Source organism: Clostridium saccharobutylicum DSM 13864 (assembly GCF_000473995.1).
In the GTDB taxonomy this organism is placed as follows: domain Bacteria; phylum Bacillota; class Clostridia; order Clostridiales; family Clostridiaceae; genus Clostridium; species Clostridium saccharobutylicum.
Window position 1 is genome coordinate 2,947,627 of the sequence record NC_022571.1, and the last position, 16,227, is coordinate 2,963,853.

Genomic DNA, 16,227 nt, shown 5'->3' on the forward strand with positions numbered 1-16,227 from the left:
ACTTGAATAATTTTTTATGTTACACCTATGCAAATAAGCAAAAATAACCAGAAGAGCAGTCTACTGGTTATTTTTTATTATATTGATTATAACATTATTTAACTGTTTCCAATGCAGTTTTTACTTTAGGAACTACATAATGACTACTACCTCTATCTTTAACATCTTCTACCATCATTACTACTAATAAATTATTGGGTGCTTTATTCGTAGTCATACCCACAAACCAACCTAACTCTGTTCCACTCTTATCCTTTTGAGTTGATTTTATTTCCGCAGTTCCAGTTTTTCCCGCTATAGTTAGACCTGGAGTATACGCTTGGTGTCCTGTCCCATTTGGATTTTGAACTACCTGAACTAAATCTTGTAAAACTGTATTAGCAGATTCTTTTGATATAAGATTAGCTTTCCATGGTTTTGGCTGTGGGGTATCTTGATATAAAAGATACGGAGTTAAAATTGTACCATCATTTTGAAACAATGTATATATCGAAGCTAAATGAACTGGATTTAATAATATTTCTCCTTGTCCATATCCACTATCTGCCAACTGAACTTCTGTTTTAAAATCACCCTCTTTAGCAAATTGTGAATTATATAAAGGATATTCAAATGGAATTTTATCTCCAAATCCAAAATTATTTAACTTATCTTTAAAAATATCTTTTCCTATATCTAAAGCTGCTTGAGCAAAATATATATTATCTGAATAAACAAGACCATTTAACAGATTAGATTCTCCAGAATAATCACTTACTCTTGTAACATAATAATCACCCCAACTACTATCTTTTCTCCAACTAAGTCCAGTTATATTTTTATTAGTACTAGGATTAATTTTTCCACTATCAACCCCAATAGCAGCAGTTATTGGCTTAAACGTTGAACCAGGTGTAAATGTTCCTTGAAATCTATTATATAGTGGTTGATTTGGATCATTATTTAAACTATTCCACTTGTTATTATCCATTCCAAGTACAAAATCATTTGGATTATATGATGGAGTACTAACAAGTGCTAAAACCTCTCCGGTATTTGGATTCATTGCCACTGAAGTTCCTTTATCATTTCCAAGTTGTCCATATAACAAGTTTTGCATATTGTTGTCAATTGTTAGTTTTAAATCCGTACCATTTTTCACTGGCTTGCTAATTATAGAAGTTTTTTTCTCGCCTTCTCTGTTTTGTATATATATTTCTATACCATCTATACCTCTCAAGGTATTTTCATAAGCTTTTTCAATTCCACTTTTTCCTATTATAGATTTTTCAGTATATTCTTTATCTTTATTTTCTTCTAATTCATCTTTACTTATTGTTTGCACATACCCTGTCAAATGTGCAGCTTTTTCGCCCAATGGATAGATTCTTGAATCCTGTTGAGTTATCATAATACCAGGTATTTGTGCTAAACTTGCAACTCTATCATCTCCATATTGAATTGTTTTAATAGGAATAAGCATGTCTAGTTTGACATATGATGAATTTAATTGATTATTTATATAATCTATGGATACTCCTAAGATTGAAGAAATCTTTTTAACGGATTCATCTCTATTATCGCCTAATTTTCCCGGTATAATTCCTATATTAGATGCATAAGAATCTGTTGCGAGTTTTTCTCCACTTCTGTCTAAAATATCCCCTCTTCTAGACTTTGTTGCACTTATTCTAATCTTGTCATAGTCAGTTAAATCTGGATATATATCTTTTGAATTCCACTTTAAAGTATATCCTTTTCTTGATTCCTTTTCCATTGTTGCAGTATTTAAAAATTCTAGTTCTCCACATATGGTATTCATGTGTATATCATATTGTATCGTTGATTTATTTCCACTTGTTTCTACATTTTTAACTTGTATTTGAATATCTTTCGCTTCAATTCCGTCATATATATTTTTATTTCTTGCAACGAATTCTTCTTCAGATACTTTATCTTTTGTCGCTGCATCAACTAAATCATACATTTTTTCATATTCTTTTTCATTAAGTAATTGAATATATTGTTCTAATATATATTCAGGTTTATGTGCTTTACTATATATAAACCATGCCACAGTGCATAGAATAACAGGAATAATGACTACTCCAATACCAATTATTATGTAAATGTTTTTATTTTTTTTCAAAAATAATCCTCCTTTTTACCTTATTATGATACTTAATATAATATATCTGCTAATTAGATACTTATTTTATAATAAGCAATATTAACCAGTTTTCTTTTCTTAATTATAACTCTTTTTTATGTATTTCATATATATTTTTTTAATTCACATAATATTTTTATATAACAAAAATCACCATATTTTAGTAGGCATAGCAAGTTTGCCATGTCTACTAAAATATGGTGAATAACAAATCACTTATAATACTTATCTTCTTATAACCTCTATTTTATATCCATCTGGATCAGTTACAAAGTAATAATCTGGCTTTGATCCTGGTAATCCTTTCAAATCAGTAACTTCATATCCTAATGATATATGTTTATTTCTCATTTCTTCTAAGTTCTTTACTCCAATTGCAGTATGACTAAATCCATTTCCTAGCTCATAAGGCTTCTCGACATCATAATTGTAAGTAAGTTCAATCTCATATCCTCCAAGTTCATTTGATAAATAAACAAGTGTAAACTTATATTCTGGGAAATCCTTTCTCCTAGTTTCAATAAGCCCTAGTGCATCTTCATAAAATCTTAAAGATTTTTCTAAGTTCTTAACTCTTATGCATGTATGTAACATTTGTACTTCCATATATTCGTACCCCTTATTTTTCATATTTCTTTACTTTAGCATACCATATAATCTAAGATAAACAAAGTATCTTCCTAATATTATAGTATGGTTACATTATGAGCAGGATTGTTTTTAACTTGTTCAATTGCTCGTGTGACTTCAATAGTTATATCTGTATCAAATTGTTGTTCAGTCATTTGTAGCTTTGTCATTACTCTTCCTCTTTGTGTAACCACATAATAAGGTTTTAAATTATTTAATGCAAGGGCAAAAATGTCGCTCTTACATCTATCACACGTACAACTATTGCTCTCTTTCAATAATATTTCCATGTGCTCTTCCACTAATACTTCCATGTAATTAATTACACCATTCATATTATTTTCTCCTTTATTTTAATTTATAAATGCTTATGCTACTATTGTTTCTAATAAAAAATTAGTTGTTTTTATTTCTTACTTTAACTATTTCTAGTAATGTTTCCTTTCGATTTAATTCTGGATTTTCTATAACTAATTTTAATAGATAATTCAATGTATCTCCTATTTCTTTTCCCTTACTAAAACCTATATCCATCAAATTCTGTCCATTAATCTTTAATTTTTTTAAATTAAAACATTCATCTTTTTCTAATATATGATTTAATTTGTTTTCTATTAAATCAAGTTCCATTAATTTATCTTTAGCATAAGTTTCATTCTCAGCTTTTATGTCAGCTCTTTGTACTTTTATTAAATCTAAAAATAAGCTCTCACCTATTTTATTTAACATCCATTTTATTGATACATTAGTTTTTAATGTATCATCATGATATTCAATTAATGACTTCACTTTATTTATAGTATCATTATCATATTTTAAATTTTTAAGTATCTTTTCAGATATTTTTTTAGATACCTTAGAATGACAATAATAATGTGAAACTCCATTTCCATCAGTAGTCTTAGTTTCTATTTTCCCTAAATCATGCAACAGCATAGTCAATCTTAAATGAAGTATAGGCTCTATCATTTCTGTAGCTGCAATTGAATGCTCATATAAGTTATATATATGACAAGTATTATTTTGATTAAAATTATACGTTTTTATCATTTCAGGTATAATATATTCTAATAATCCACATTCTTTTAAAAGGTTTATATTATTAGGTTTATAAATTAATATTTTATTAAATTCTTCTCTTATCCGTTCTTTAGATATATTTTCTATATTATTTCTAAGATGTTTTATTGCATCAATTGTACTTTCTTCAATTTCAAAATCCAATTGAGCTGAAAACCTGATTGCCCTTAGCATCCTTAATGCATCTTCATTAAATCTTTTATTCGGATTACCTACAGTTTTTATTATTTTTTTACTTAAATCTTCTATTCCTTCAAAATAATCAATCAAGCCATTTTCTTCATTATAAGCCATTGCATTAATTGTAAAATCTCTTCTTGATAAGTCTTCTTTTAAACTAGTTACAAATTTCACTTCCTTTGGATGTCTATTATCTTCATACTGTCCATCAGTTCTATATGTTGTAACTTCGTAGCCTTCTTTATTTATAACAACTGTAACTGTTCCATGTTTAATTCCAGTCAAAATAACCTTTTCAAATAGTCCTATAACCTGTTCCGGTCTAGCTTTAGTTGTTATATCCCAATCTTTAGGGTTCTTCTTTAAAAGGCTATCCCGAACGCATCCTCCAACTATATATGCTTCATATCCACTGCTGTTTAATTTATTTAAAATATATTTAACGTCTTCGGGCATATTCAATTTAACATTCATTTCCTCGTCTCCTTTTAATATCTTAAATAATAGATATTAAATGTCTTTTTAATATAAAAAATTATTATTATATTCACATTTAATTATTGTTCACATAATAACATAATACTAGATGTCAATAATTAAAAATTCAAATTGATTTATTTTAATTATACTATATTGTTCATTACTTACAAAAAGGCTCTAAAGACAACTTATTTACAAGTATCTTTAAAACCTTTCTATCACTTAAATATATCACTATATTTTTAATCATCCGCTACATTTCTATTATTAATTGAATATACGTTATAATTCTTCCATATTTGTTCTAAATCGCCAAATATGTCAGATATATTTTCTTTTTCTCTCATTCCAACAGCAATAATTAATGCATTTATTACTGATAAAGGTGCAACTAATGAATCTACAAAAGATGCCATATTACTTTGTGCAATTAATGTATAATCTGCTTTAGATGCTAATGGCGATAATAAACTATCTGTAAGTGCAACTACCTTTGCAGATCTATCTTGTGAAAATTCAAGTGCATCAATTGTTTTAGCTGCATACCTTGGAAATCCGATTCCTATAACTAAATCACCTTCGCCAACATTAATCATTTGTTCAAAAACATCAGATATACCATAACTTACAACTTTAACATTTTGAAGAATTATATTTAAGTAAAACCCTAAAAATTCTGCAAGTGCTGTTGAACTTCTAAGACCTATTATGTATATTCTCTTTGCTTCAAATATACATTTAACAACATCCTCAAAAGTATTTTGATTTATTTTTTCTAATGTCGCTCTAATATTTTCCATATCCGCCTTAAGAACACCTTTTAAAGCGTCCCCATCTGAAAAATAATCATTTCTAAGTTCCAGTCTTTGAACTGTAGTAAGCTTATTTTTTATAAGCTCTTGTAATGCCTTTTGAAGCTTTGGATAACCTGAAAATCCCAATTCATTTGCAAATCTTACAACTGTAGATTCTGATACTCCAACCGATATACCAAGCTTTGCTGCTGTCATGAATGCTGCCTTATCATAATTTTTTAATATATATTCAGCTATCAATTTTTGACCTTTGCTTAATCTTATAAATTTCCCCTGAATCAATCTCATTAAATCTTTATTATTTTCATTCTTTAATTCATCCATCTTTTGCCTTCCTGTTACTACTATATTGAATAATTCTACTCTAATTCTATCATCTTAACTTGAAATATTCAATAAATAACTCATTTTTAGCTTCAACTATTAAAAGTTTGCAAGTTTTTTTCGAAAAAAATTCATTGTAATATGTTTATTAGCTTTGTAACTACAATATTATAAATCATTTAAATAACTTATTTCTTCTTTATTTAATTCTCGCCATTCTCCGCGTTTTAAATATCCAAGTTTTATATTTCCTATTGATATTCGCTTTAAAGATAATACTTCATGATTTAATACAGCACACATTTTTCTTATTTGTCTGTTTTTACCTTCATGTATGCCAACTTCTAGTGTCGATATATCTTTATCAAAACTTATAACTTTAATGTGTGCTGGTGCTGTTACATAACCACCTATATCTATTCCGCTTTCAAACTTTTTAATATCTTTTTGCGTAAATTCTCCCTTGATTACAACTATATATTTTTTAATAAGTTCTACTCTAGGATGAATTATTTTATTATATATTTCTCCATCATTAGTTAATAATAAAAGACCCGAACTATCATAATCAAGCCTTCCAATTGGATATATTCTTTCTTCTACCTTAACTATATCTAAAATAGTAGCTCTACCCTTTTCATCTTTTACAGAGCTTATATATCCTTCTGGCTTATTAAGCATTATATATACTTTTTTTTGTTCCTTGGTTATTATTGTACCTTCATATTCAACTTTATCCTTTAAAGGATCCACTTTAATTCCCAATTCTTTCACTAAAACACCATTAACCTTGACTTTGCCTTCAGATATTATCTCTTCACATTTTCTCCTTGAAGCGATACCACAACTGGCCATATATTTTTGTAATCTTTCTTCCATAATTTATTCACTCCATATTTTGTACCTATAATTTATGATACATTTTTCATCTTTTGACATTTTAGATTATATCTTTTTCAATGCTATAATACAACAATTCATGTACCAATAATTGTTTAAATATTTAAAAATATCTTATCATAATATCAATTAATGCATATAATTATGTTTATTATGCTAATGGTATATCTTATTTAGTATTATTTTAACCTTTTTTCTTATGGTACTATATAATTATTGTTATCACTTAATTACAACCATATGTTATATGTTTATAAAAATTCCAAGTAGATATCTATTAAATTTTTAACACTAAAATACTATAATACTGAAAATAATAGAGACGCTTTCATAAGCGTCTCTATTATCTCATAATGAGATTATTTTATAATTACTTTGTCTCATTAAGCGTAGCAATCTTACAAGAAGAATCCACCACAGCCTCCACATCCTCCACCGAGGAATAATATTAATAAGATCCAAAGCCAGCTTCCTCCACAGCCTCCAAATCCGCCGCAGCCTCCGCCGAAACCACCGCATCCTCCAAAGCCACCGCCAAATCCATTGCCGCAGCCTCCAAATCCGCCACAGCCTCTATTACAACAAGAAAAATTATTGTTACAGCAACAAGAAGGTTGACAGCAACATCTATTACAACAGCAGCAATCACTTGAACATTTTGACATGTTTATCAACTCCTATTCTTTTGTTAATATATCTTATTCAAATTTTGCATTTTTTGTTCTTTATGATTAAAAAATAAATATAACTAATATTTTATTTACATAAAGACTATAATCTACACTAATTATGCAAAATAAAATATAATATGATAATATAGTATTGACTAAAAGGAGGAGACACAATGTTTTTTAAAATTATTATCTATGTAATTTATATGATATTTATGAGAATGAAAGGTCTAAAATATAATTATCTTAAAAAAATTAAAGGTCAAGACTTGGCTTCTAAGTATGTGCAAAAAGTTGCCTATCTATGGAGTGAATTTACGCTAAATATAATAGGCATAGATTTAGACGTAACTGGTAAAGAGAATATTCCTAATGAACCATGTGTATTTATAGGAAATCATTCTAGTATACTAGACATTCCAATAATACTTTATTCATCAAATAAAAAAATGGGATTTATAGCAAAAAAAGAACTTTTAAAAACACCATTTATAGGTTATTGGATAAAAAGAAGTGGTAGTGTACCAATCGACAGAGAAAACCCAAAAAGCGCTATTAAATCAATAAATGATGGAGTTGAAAACTTAAAGAATGGTTATTGTCTTGGAATATTTCCAGAGGGAACTCGAAATAAGGAAGGAAAGGTTGGTGAATTTAAAAGAGGCAGTTTAAAACTTGCTACAAAATCTCAAGTACCTATAGTTCCTGTGAGCATAGATAGAGCTTCCAGATCATTTGAAGATAATAAAAAATTTAAACCAAATAAGATAAAAGTAGTTTACGGAAAGCCAATATATACAAATTCTCTCTCAAAAGAAGATGAAAAATTATTAATGAACAATATTAGAAATACTATAATATCCAATTTGAATATGTCTTAACTATAAATAATATATAAAGTTAATATACTTTGATAATTAGAATTTAATTAAAATTATCTTATTTTGAACAAAAAAATTAGCTGTTACAAAACTAACATAGTCAGTTTTGTAACAGCTTGTTTATTATTTATAGAAATTTATGTTATATACTATTTTTTTGATCCAATATAATGAATTATTAATGCTAAAATTGTAAATACTACAGGTCCTGCAATCATTACAATCGTTGATGTATAATCACCTTTAAGTGACGGTTCTATAATTGTAAATATATTAGCAAATCCAACCGTAGCAGTAACTATAACAGCCACAATTACTGCTATGTTCTTATTTTTAAAAACTACAAATGGTTTTAATATACTATCTTTCTTCTTAAATGAAATAAAGGCTGTTGATAAAAATAGATATGGTAATGTCATAGCAACATTTGTCATTAAAATTAACATTTCAAAAAATGCTTTAGCATTTTTTCCACCCATTGATATAAGTAATACCATAACTACAACTATTATTGTTTGAATAATCATAGCATTTATTGGCATTCCACTTTCATCTATTTCAGCCATTTTTCCTGGCCATAACTTAGCTGGTGTTCCTTCTATTAATTGCTTAAGTGGTGCATATGACAACGTAAAAAATGCACCTGTTAAGGATAAAAACATTGATAAACCTACGAATCTAGCAACCCAATTACCCATTTGAATGCATATTGAATTACTCAAACCAAGTGAATTTCCTAGTGTAAATCCTAAATTATTCATAACAACATAAGCTACATTAGCCATGTTTACATTATCTCCTACTAATACACTGCTCCACTTTGTAAATACACCTACACAGAAAATTCCAAGTGAATAACCAATAGATATAACTACTGCTGCAATTGTTATTCCTTTCGGAAATGTCTTTTCAGCATTTTCAGTTTGATCAACAAGTCCCCCAACTGCTTCAATACCTCCAAATGCAAAAATTGCAAAAACCAAGAATGAAAGCATGGAACTAGTACTAGAATATGCTGGATTTGGTGAATTAACAAATGACATTGTTGATGTAATTTGCTCTGCAAGTTGTCCTTTATTTAAAATAAGTACTATACATGCTCCAACTATTAATACTACATTCAATAATGCACATGCAATTCCACCTATTGATGTAAATTTAGTAATTTTGCTCATCCCTTTTTTTGAGATTAAAAATACTACCGTTACCCAAATAGATCCTAATATTCCAATAGTTTTTGTAGAACTTAATCCGAGCAGACTCCAAGTTGATGTTATATCAACTCCAAAAATTGTATTTGATAATGGAATCCAAATAGTTGAACATATGTTAGTCATCCAAATTATATAAGATGCATACCACATAAATATTCCCACAAATGCAAATTTAGGCCCTACTGATTTCTCCATCCAAGAATATATACCTCCCTTTTCATCTTTGAAGGCTGCGCCATATTCCGCCATCATAAAAGCATAAGGTATAAAAAATGTTATAGCTCCTAGTATAAACCAAGGAATTGCCCCATATCCCATAAGGTAATATGATCTTGGCATATTAGCGAACCCAAATACTGATGTGAAAATCATAAGAATTAATGTCAATAGTGTCAGCTTTTTCTGTTTTTCAGTGTTTTCCATATTTGTTTTACTCCTTACTTTTTAAATTTTTCATGTGTTAAAATGAAGTTTGAGTCTTATCTAATTATCACATTTATGATTTGTTTTAGGCATATGAAAGAAAATAGCAAGTCCAACATGCCTTAATTGCAAGGTGTAAATTACTTCTTCTTATGTTAGTCTAATTTAAGCTTAATCCTTATTGCTAGAATTTTATAATCACAACTTTATTTTTTCCCCAATCGTGCATTATAATTTTTTAAATAAATGTAACTTAATCTAAAGAAATAACTCTTAAAATTATTCTCTTTAACTTATTTACTCACACGAATATATACTTCTAAATATTACTATTAATTTTTTTCTAAATCAAACATACCATTTATATACATTGATAATTAATTATCATTTTCTTTGTTATTTACTCAAAATTCATTATATATTTTAAACAATATATAATTTATAACTCAACTCATTAATTTGTTTATATTAAATCAATGTAAAAATAAAGAGAGTAGCAAATAATATTTCTACTATTTGTTACTCTCTCAAAGTTATAATTGTAAAGCAGTTATTTATATTATAATATAGTTTCCTTGACATTAGCTGAACATGTATAAAATCAATTTTTTTATAACTCTATTCATTGATTAGTTTTATAAAATTTTCATTTTTCATTAATATTGAAACATATGCAATTGAAATTGCAAGTACTATGTTTAATATAGGTATTAGTCCAATTATAATTAAAGTCATAAACACTTTCCAACTATATTTTCCACCCATTGATTTTATATTATTCTTATTTACTAATACTCTAATAAATAAAAATATTAAAGATATGCAGCTTAATACTATTGATATTGAATATAGATATAACACGTTATGCAACTCCTTTGAGTATAAATTTCGTTTTTCTCATTTTACATATTATACCATAATTTGGTTATATTATGTATTGATTATAAATGTAAAATAAAATTAGAATTATTCAACTTTTCGTTTTATAAGAAATCAATAAATTAGTGTCTCCATCTATCTGACTTAATTTATAAGTCCATTCTTTTATGTTTTCATCTATATTCCCAGCGGCATTAGATTTTATTACCTCACCTGGAACTTTAACTTCATTAATAAATTTAATATTTTTTATATAATTATATATTATTTCATCATTGTTAGTTTTATCTTTAATTAACTTATCAATAGATTGCTTATTTACTTTTAGATTAATATTATATGTAGTTTCTCCAATTCCTGATCTTTTTAAATAAGTCATTGTAGCTAATCCGCTAGAATTTATTTTTTGTTGCAAATCCTCAATAGATTTAAAATTATATGTAATTTCCTCAACATTTATATTATTTTTTAAATATCTATTGAAACTATAACCATTTTCTTTGGCCCACTTATGATCAATTATATCATTTCCTAATTTTGAACTTATAAAATTGTCATATAATATTTGTAATTTTACCGTTCCATATCCATTTTCATTTATTACAGTAAAACTTTTAAGATTAATATTTCCACATCCTAATAACATCATGGAAATAATTAAAGCTATCATAAATAATATTGATCTTTTAAATTTAATCATTTGTATTCCTCCAAGCACATCCTATTGTTTATTAATATAATGCCCAAAGATAACTTGTATATACGAAATAAGAACTAGGATATCCCCATAGTTCCTATAAAATATCATTCAATTATTTCTAGTTGTTCCTCACTTATGCAATATAAACCGCCTCTTGCCAATCCTGTTTTTAATACTATATTAACCATTCCATATTCGAAACTTTCTATTTCACCTTCATCTCCTATTTGAATGGCTCTTAACCTATCTATATTATCAATTGATTTTATTTTTACTTTTTTACCTTCATATAAATTTTTCATAATTGTTCGCCTACTTTTTTATACAAATATTTTGCTATATTACTTAAATTTCATTTATCTAAGAATTATTAACACAATATGCATTTAATATTCAAGTATTATAAATTAGTAAGTATAAAAAACTTTATCCATAAATATATACTTTCCTTTAGCATTAATACTAGTCAATAACTATACTAGCGCTTAATTTAAATTAGCTCTTTTTTTCCTATCTTAACTGTTAAACCACATCACCCTACATTTTTCAAACATATTCTGAAGAATATATATTCTTCAGAATATACATGGTTAAGAGCTTATTTGCTTTAAAATTCTATTATTTAAAAACATTTTAATACTCATAATAGTTAAAATAACAAAGCCTAGCGTTTTTTTAACTTTAAGGTCTATACTCTTGATGCAATTCTGTTACCATGCCATCTTTAATAGTTATTTCAAAAATTGGCCTATCCTTATATTTACCAACAATTATACTGTTAAAATCTTTATTAACAATCAGAACTTGTCCTTTACTATTAAAATCAATTTCACTAATATTCACATTATCCGCAACTTCTAATACTGTAGTATTACTAATAGGCATATCAAAACCATCATCTGGTATATAATCTCCAGTATCATCATGGACAATTACTTGATCTCCAGTTCTTCTTTCATAATCCCTAGCTTCATCTAAATCAGTAACAAACCTATCAAAATATCCCTCTATATATTTTTTATTATTCTTTTCATATCCTCTGTTTATATAAAACAATGTTTTTCCTTTGCTAGTACCAACATATGCATTAGGAACCCAAGCTCCACTAGAATTTAAATAGTAACCATCAATTGCTGTATTACTAGCCATATACCCATTAGAATAGAAATAGTACCAATTTCCACCAATTGATTTCCACCCTGTAGCATATGAATTGCCATCTTCATACCACCAGCCTGTACTATTTTGTTTCCACTCTGCATTTACCCCCACTGGTAACACCAATGTACTTAAACCTGTAAACATTATTGCTATAACCGCCTTTAACAATTTATTCTTCATATTATTTCATCCCCTTTATATAATATTTTATTTTTTTAAGAACAATTTGATTACTTATATGAAAGATATTATATATATAAAAACAATCACAAAATGTTAAGGCCAATAAAAAAGATATTATCTTTTGTAAATATAATAGTAGCAATTTATAACTTTTTAAATAATCTATTATGAGGAGCAATTTTATCTAAAGGAGATACAATGATAAAGGAAACTGTTGATTGTATAGATGCTGGAACTGAATACTGCCCTTGCAAACTGGCAGAATCTGGGCAATGTTTGATTTGTTCTCAATGCCAAGGTGAATGTTTTTGCGATTGCTTAAACTGGAAGGGGGTTTGTATATATCAAGAACTTAACAATAATGGTTATAAGGCAAAAGAAGGACGTAAGACTTATGACTGTAATGTAGAAAATGTAATTAAATATGATGATAATATAGTTATTATTAAATTCAAAGCCCCACATAAATTGGCTTTAGATTTAGTCAAACCTGGAAGTTACATTTTTATAAAGACAGATGAAAATAAGTATTTTGATGTTCCAATTTCAATTATGAACTCAGATATAGATAATGATATCATTACAGTTGCTGTGGAAATCAGAGGAATAAAAACCACTAAATTAAAAAATATAAACGCAAACGAAAACATATCAATTAGAGGACCATATTGGAATGGTGTATTTGGACTCAAAAATATATTAGCTCAAAATAATAATAAATGTCTAATTCTTGCTAGAGGCATTGGGCTAGCTCCTATGATGCCTGTAATAAGAAAATTGATTTATCAAAATAACGAGATTAATATTGTTATAGATAAAAGTCCATTTGAAACTAATATTGCAAAAGAACTTTTGAATGATTACTCAACAAAATATACAGAAAAAATATTATTGGATAAAGGAAACTTATCCGATTATGCTAAAGTTGTAATAAAAGATGCCCTTAATGATGGTGTAAATTACATTCATGTAGCTGGTGCTGATATATTAACTTATAATATTATAAATTATTTAAATGACATTGATAGAAATGATGTTATGCTTTCTTGTTGTAATAATTTCAAAATGTGTTGTGGCGAAGGAATTTGCGGAGCTTGCACTGCAAGATTTGCTGGGCACAAAGTAAGGCGATTCTGTAAAGAGCAAGCTGATCCAAGAAGTATATTTGAAGGGAGAAGATTTATATGAAAGTTGTTATTATTGGTGGCGGCTGGGCTGGTTGTGCCGCAGCTTTAAGTGCCAAAAAAGCTGGTGCGGATGTTACTATAATAGAAAAGACTGATCTTTTACTTGGTCTTGGTAACGTTGGCGGTATAATGAGAAACAATGGAAGATTCACAGCATCAGAAGAACTTATTGCTCTTGGCTGTGGAGACTTGATACAAATTACTGATAAAGTTTCTACTCACACCAATATAGATTTTCCAGGTCACAAGCATGCTACTTTATACAATGTTAATATGATTGAAGGTGAAGTTCGTAAATACTTAACTTCATTTAATATTAATCTTTTAATGGAAAGCCGTGTTACTGATATTAATTTAGATAATAAAAAAATTAATGGAGTATATCTTAGCGATGGAACTTATATAGATGGCGATGTTTTTATTGAAACTACTGGTACAACTGGACCTATGGGAAATTGTTTACGATATGGAAATGGTTGTTCTATGTGTGTCTTAAGGTGCCCTGCTTTTGGTCCAAGAATTAGTATAAGCCAAAGATGTGGTGTTGCTGATCTTCAAGGTGAGAGAGGCGATGATATACTTGGTGCCTTCTCAGGTTCATGTAAATTAGCTAAAGAAAGCTTATCAGAAGAAATAAGAAATGAACTTGATTCTAAAGGCGTTGTAATATTAAAAGTTCCAGAAGAAGATGTTAATTATGGTAAATTAAGTACAAAAGTTTGCCAGCAATATGCATTAAAGGAATTTGCAGAAAATATAATACTTTTAGATACAGGTCATGCTAAACTTATGACTACTTATTATCCTTTGCATAAACTCAGAAAAATTAAAGGTTTAGAAAATGCCAAATATGTTGATCCTTATGCAGGCAGTAAGGGTAATTCAATAAGATATTTATCCGTTGCTCCTAGAACAAATGATTTAAAAGTTACTGGTGTAGATAATTTATTCTGTGCCGGAGAAAAAAGTGGATTATTTGTTGGACATACCGAAGCAATCTGCACAGGAACTTTAGCTGGTCACAATGCTGTAAAATTAGTTATGGGTATGCCACTATTAATCCTTCCTTCTTCTATTGCTATTGGTGATTTAATATCATATGCCAATGAAAAAGCAGCAACAAGGGAAGGTAGAAAAGACAGGTATACTTTCGCAGGAGCTAGCTATTTCAAGAGAATGCAGAAATTAGGTCTTTATACTACTGATATAGCTGAAATTCAATCAAGAATTGATAAGATTAATCTTACTAATATTTTCAATCAAAAACTATGTTAACTTCAGATGCATCAACAATAGCATTAGCCAAAAATATACTATATATTTTAATAAATAATTAAAATACTACTGTTTTATGATAAAATTTTAGCTAAAAAATTTAAATATTACAACTTATAGAAAATACTCATTATACAATTTTTTATATATTAAAAAAACGAGACTATGTTATTTTAACTAAGATAACATAGTCTCATTTTAATATTATATTAATTCTTTAACATTTTGATTTTCAAAAGCAACTGTTTCTGATACATGTTTATATATTTTATCAGTTACGTTCCATCTATCAGGACAATTCAATACTACAATTATTATATCTTTTCCATTTTTATTAACTGATGAAACCAAACACTTTCCTGCTTGGCCAGTAGTACCTGTCTTTACTCCATTTGCACCTGGAATCTTCCAAAGAATTTTGTTTATATTATTATAATCTCTAGTAAAATTATATTTATCTTTAGAAATTTCCTTCGAACCTACAACTTCTCTAAACAAATCATAGTCCATTCCTTTTGATGTAAGTATTGCTAAATCATAAGCAGAAGAATAATGTTCACTGCTATCTAAACCATGAGGTGATTCAAAATGTGAATCTAATATTCCAATTCCTCTAGCATAATGGTTCATTATTTCTGAAAAACCTTCTACTGAACCTCCTAATCCTTCAGCTATTGCTATAGCTGCATCATTTCCTGACCTAAACATAAGTCCATAAATTAATTCTCTTAAAGTAATTTCTTCATCTGCTTTATATCCAACAGTAGACCCTCTAATACTAGCTGCTTTCTTACTTATAGTTAGTTTTCTATCTAAATCACCTTGTTCAATAGCAATAAGAGCTGTAAGTATTTTGGTTGTACTAGCCATTGGCACTAACTCATATGCATTTTGTTCAAATAATACTGTACCACTTTCTTTATCCATAGCAATTGCACATCTCGCATTTACTCTAAATTTTGTATCAGCACTTACATTTATACATAAAATTTGAGCAAATATAAAACTCAGTAATATTATAGTAATACTTTTTATACTCTTCCTCATAATTAATCACCCTCTATATTTACTATTTGATTCTAGTTTCTCTTTAAA

The 16,227-nt window shown here is 27.8% G+C and carries 16 protein-coding genes; 3 read left to right on the plus strand and 13 right to left on the minus strand.

The genetic code is table 11. The annotated features are described in order from the left end of the window. Positions 1-94: 94 nt before the first annotated feature. From CLSA_RS12610 to CLSA_RS12640, 7 genes are all read right to left on the minus strand, one after another. Positions 95-2,128 carry a penicillin-binding transpeptidase domain-containing protein gene (locus CLSA_RS12610; RefSeq protein ID WP_022746735.1) on the minus strand — a complete coding sequence of 678 codons (2,034 nt, stop codon included), beginning with the start codon at positions 2,126-2,128 and terminating at the stop codon, positions 95-97. A gap of 246 nt (positions 2,129-2,374) precedes the next feature. Further along, positions 2,375-2,755, minus strand: a complete 381-nt coding sequence (gene gloA / locus CLSA_RS12615) for a lactoylglutathione lyase (protein ID WP_022746736.1) — start codon at positions 2,753-2,755, stop codon at positions 2,375-2,377. A gap of 80 nt (positions 2,756-2,835) precedes the next feature. Continuing rightward, positions 2,836-3,114, minus strand: a complete 279-nt coding sequence (locus CLSA_RS12620; RefSeq protein ID WP_022746737.1) for a late competence development ComFB family protein — start codon at positions 3,112-3,114, stop codon at positions 2,836-2,838. Between the two features lie 61 nt (positions 3,115-3,175). Further along, positions 3,176-4,513, minus strand: coding sequence for a CCA tRNA nucleotidyltransferase (locus CLSA_RS12625; RefSeq protein ID WP_022746738.1), 1,338 nt, complete (start codon positions 4,511-4,513; stop codon positions 3,176-3,178). 248 nt (positions 4,514-4,761) lie between these two features. Further along, positions 4,762-5,658: a MurR/RpiR family transcriptional regulator gene (locus tag CLSA_RS12630; RefSeq protein ID WP_022746739.1), complete on the minus strand. Its 897-nt coding sequence runs from the start codon at positions 5,656-5,658 to the stop codon at positions 4,762-4,764. A 168-nt stretch (positions 5,659-5,826) separates the two neighbouring features. Further along, positions 5,827-6,537, minus strand: coding sequence for a pseudouridine synthase (locus CLSA_RS12635; RefSeq protein WP_022746740.1), 711 nt, complete (start codon positions 6,535-6,537; stop codon positions 5,827-5,829). 419 nt (positions 6,538-6,956) lie between these two features. Continuing rightward, a complete protein-coding gene (locus tag CLSA_RS12640; RefSeq protein ID WP_022746741.1) occupies positions 6,957-7,223 on the minus strand; it encodes a hypothetical protein in 267 nt (88 codons plus the stop codon). Between the two features lie 179 nt (positions 7,224-7,402). On the opposite strand from CLSA_RS12640, the gene CLSA_RS12645 reads away from it, so the two are divergent. Beyond that, the gene (locus tag CLSA_RS12645) at positions 7,403-8,110 is read left to right on the plus strand and encodes a lysophospholipid acyltransferase family protein (RefSeq protein WP_022746742.1); all 708 of its coding nucleotides are present in this window, start codon (positions 7,403-7,405) and stop codon (positions 8,108-8,110) included. A gap of 149 nt (positions 8,111-8,259) precedes the next feature. On the opposite strand, the gene yjeM is transcribed toward CLSA_RS12645, so the two are convergent. The 5 genes from yjeM to CLSA_RS22115 all read right to left on the minus strand — a co-directional run bounded on the left by yjeM (position 8,260) and on the right by CLSA_RS22115 (position 12,667). Continuing rightward, the gene (yjeM, locus tag CLSA_RS12650; protein ID WP_022746743.1) at positions 8,260-9,747 is read right to left on the minus strand and encodes a glutamate/gamma-aminobutyrate family transporter YjeM; all 1,488 of its coding nucleotides are present in this window, start codon (positions 9,745-9,747) and stop codon (positions 8,260-8,262) included. 618 nt (positions 9,748-10,365) lie between these two features. Continuing rightward, the gene (locus tag CLSA_RS12655; protein ID WP_022746744.1) at positions 10,366-10,608 is read right to left on the minus strand and encodes a hypothetical protein; all 243 of its coding nucleotides are present in this window, start codon (positions 10,606-10,608) and stop codon (positions 10,366-10,368) included. Between the two features lie 109 nt (positions 10,609-10,717). Next, complete coding sequence (locus tag CLSA_RS12660; protein ID WP_022746745.1) at positions 10,718-11,326, minus strand: hypothetical protein; 609 nt, start codon at positions 11,324-11,326, stop codon at positions 10,718-10,720. 104 nt (positions 11,327-11,430) lie between these two features. After that, a complete protein-coding gene (locus tag CLSA_RS12665; RefSeq protein ID WP_022746746.1) occupies positions 11,431-11,628 on the minus strand; it encodes a hypothetical protein in 198 nt (65 codons plus the stop codon). Positions 11,629-12,007: 379 nt separating this feature from the next. Continuing rightward, on the minus strand, positions 12,008-12,667 hold the full coding sequence (locus CLSA_RS22115; protein WP_022746747.1) for a cell wall binding repeat-containing protein: 660 nt from the start codon (positions 12,665-12,667) through the stop codon (positions 12,008-12,010). A 201-nt stretch (positions 12,668-12,868) separates the two neighbouring features. On the opposite strand from CLSA_RS22115, the gene CLSA_RS12675 reads away from it, so the two are divergent. Beyond that, complete coding sequence (locus tag CLSA_RS12675; RefSeq protein ID WP_022746748.1) at positions 12,869-13,858, plus strand: sulfide/dihydroorotate dehydrogenase-like FAD/NAD-binding protein; 990 nt, start codon at positions 12,869-12,871, stop codon at positions 13,856-13,858. Then, the gene (locus tag CLSA_RS12680; RefSeq protein ID WP_022746749.1) at positions 13,855-15,132 is read left to right on the plus strand and encodes an FAD-dependent oxidoreductase; all 1,278 of its coding nucleotides are present in this window, start codon (positions 13,855-13,857) and stop codon (positions 15,130-15,132) included. Before CLSA_RS12675 ends, CLSA_RS12680 begins: the two co-directional genes overlap by 4 nt. Positions 15,133-15,336: 204 nt before the next feature. On the opposite strand, the gene CLSA_RS12685 is transcribed toward CLSA_RS12680, so the two are convergent. Then, positions 15,337-16,179: a D-alanyl-D-alanine carboxypeptidase family protein gene (locus CLSA_RS12685; protein WP_022746750.1), complete on the minus strand. Its 843-nt coding sequence runs from the start codon at positions 16,177-16,179 to the stop codon at positions 15,337-15,339. Positions 16,180-16,227: the final 48 nt, after the last annotated feature.

What these genes read in the sequence shown, in the direction of transcription:
- gloA (WP_022746736.1), bottom strand. Translation starts at nt 2,755, where the DNA reads ATGGAAGTACAAATGTTACATACATGCATAAGAGTTAAGAACTTAGAA.
- CLSA_RS12620 (WP_022746737.1), bottom strand. Translation starts at nt 3,114, where the DNA reads ATGAATGGTGTAATTAATTACATGGAAGTATTAGTGGAAGAGCACATG.
- CLSA_RS12625 (WP_022746738.1), bottom strand. Translation starts at nt 4,513, where the DNA reads ATGAATGTTAAATTGAATATGCCCGAAGACGTTAAATATATTTTAAAT.
- CLSA_RS12630 (WP_022746739.1), bottom strand. Translation starts at nt 5,658, where the DNA reads ATGGATGAATTAAAGAATGAAAATAATAAAGATTTAATGAGATTGATT.
- CLSA_RS12635 (WP_022746740.1), bottom strand. Translation starts at nt 6,537, where the DNA reads ATGGAAGAAAGATTACAAAAATATATGGCCAGTTGTGGTATCGCTTCA.
- CLSA_RS12640 (WP_022746741.1), bottom strand. Translation starts at nt 7,223, where the DNA reads ATGTCAAAATGTTCAAGTGATTGCTGCTGTTGTAATAGATGTTGCTGT.
- CLSA_RS12645 (WP_022746742.1), top strand. Translation starts at nt 7,403, where the DNA reads ATGTTTTTTAAAATTATTATCTATGTAATTTATATGATATTTATGAGA.
- yjeM (WP_022746743.1), bottom strand. Translation starts at nt 9,747, where the DNA reads ATGGAAAACACTGAAAAACAGAAAAAGCTGACACTATTGACATTAATT.
- CLSA_RS12660 (WP_022746745.1), bottom strand. Translation starts at nt 11,326, where the DNA reads ATGATTAAATTTAAAAGATCAATATTATTTATGATAGCTTTAATTATT.
- CLSA_RS12665 (WP_022746746.1), bottom strand. Translation starts at nt 11,628, where the DNA reads ATGAAAAATTTATATGAAGGTAAAAAAGTAAAAATAAAATCAATTGAT.
- CLSA_RS22115 (WP_022746747.1), bottom strand. Translation starts at nt 12,667, where the DNA reads ATGAAGAATAAATTGTTAAAGGCGGTTATAGCAATAATGTTTACAGGT.
- CLSA_RS12675 (WP_022746748.1), top strand. Translation starts at nt 12,869, where the DNA reads ATGATAAAGGAAACTGTTGATTGTATAGATGCTGGAACTGAATACTGC.
- CLSA_RS12680 (WP_022746749.1), top strand. Translation starts at nt 13,855, where the DNA reads ATGAAAGTTGTTATTATTGGTGGCGGCTGGGCTGGTTGTGCCGCAGCT.
- CLSA_RS12685 (WP_022746750.1), bottom strand. Translation starts at nt 16,179, where the DNA reads ATGAGGAAGAGTATAAAAAGTATTACTATAATATTACTGAGTTTTATA.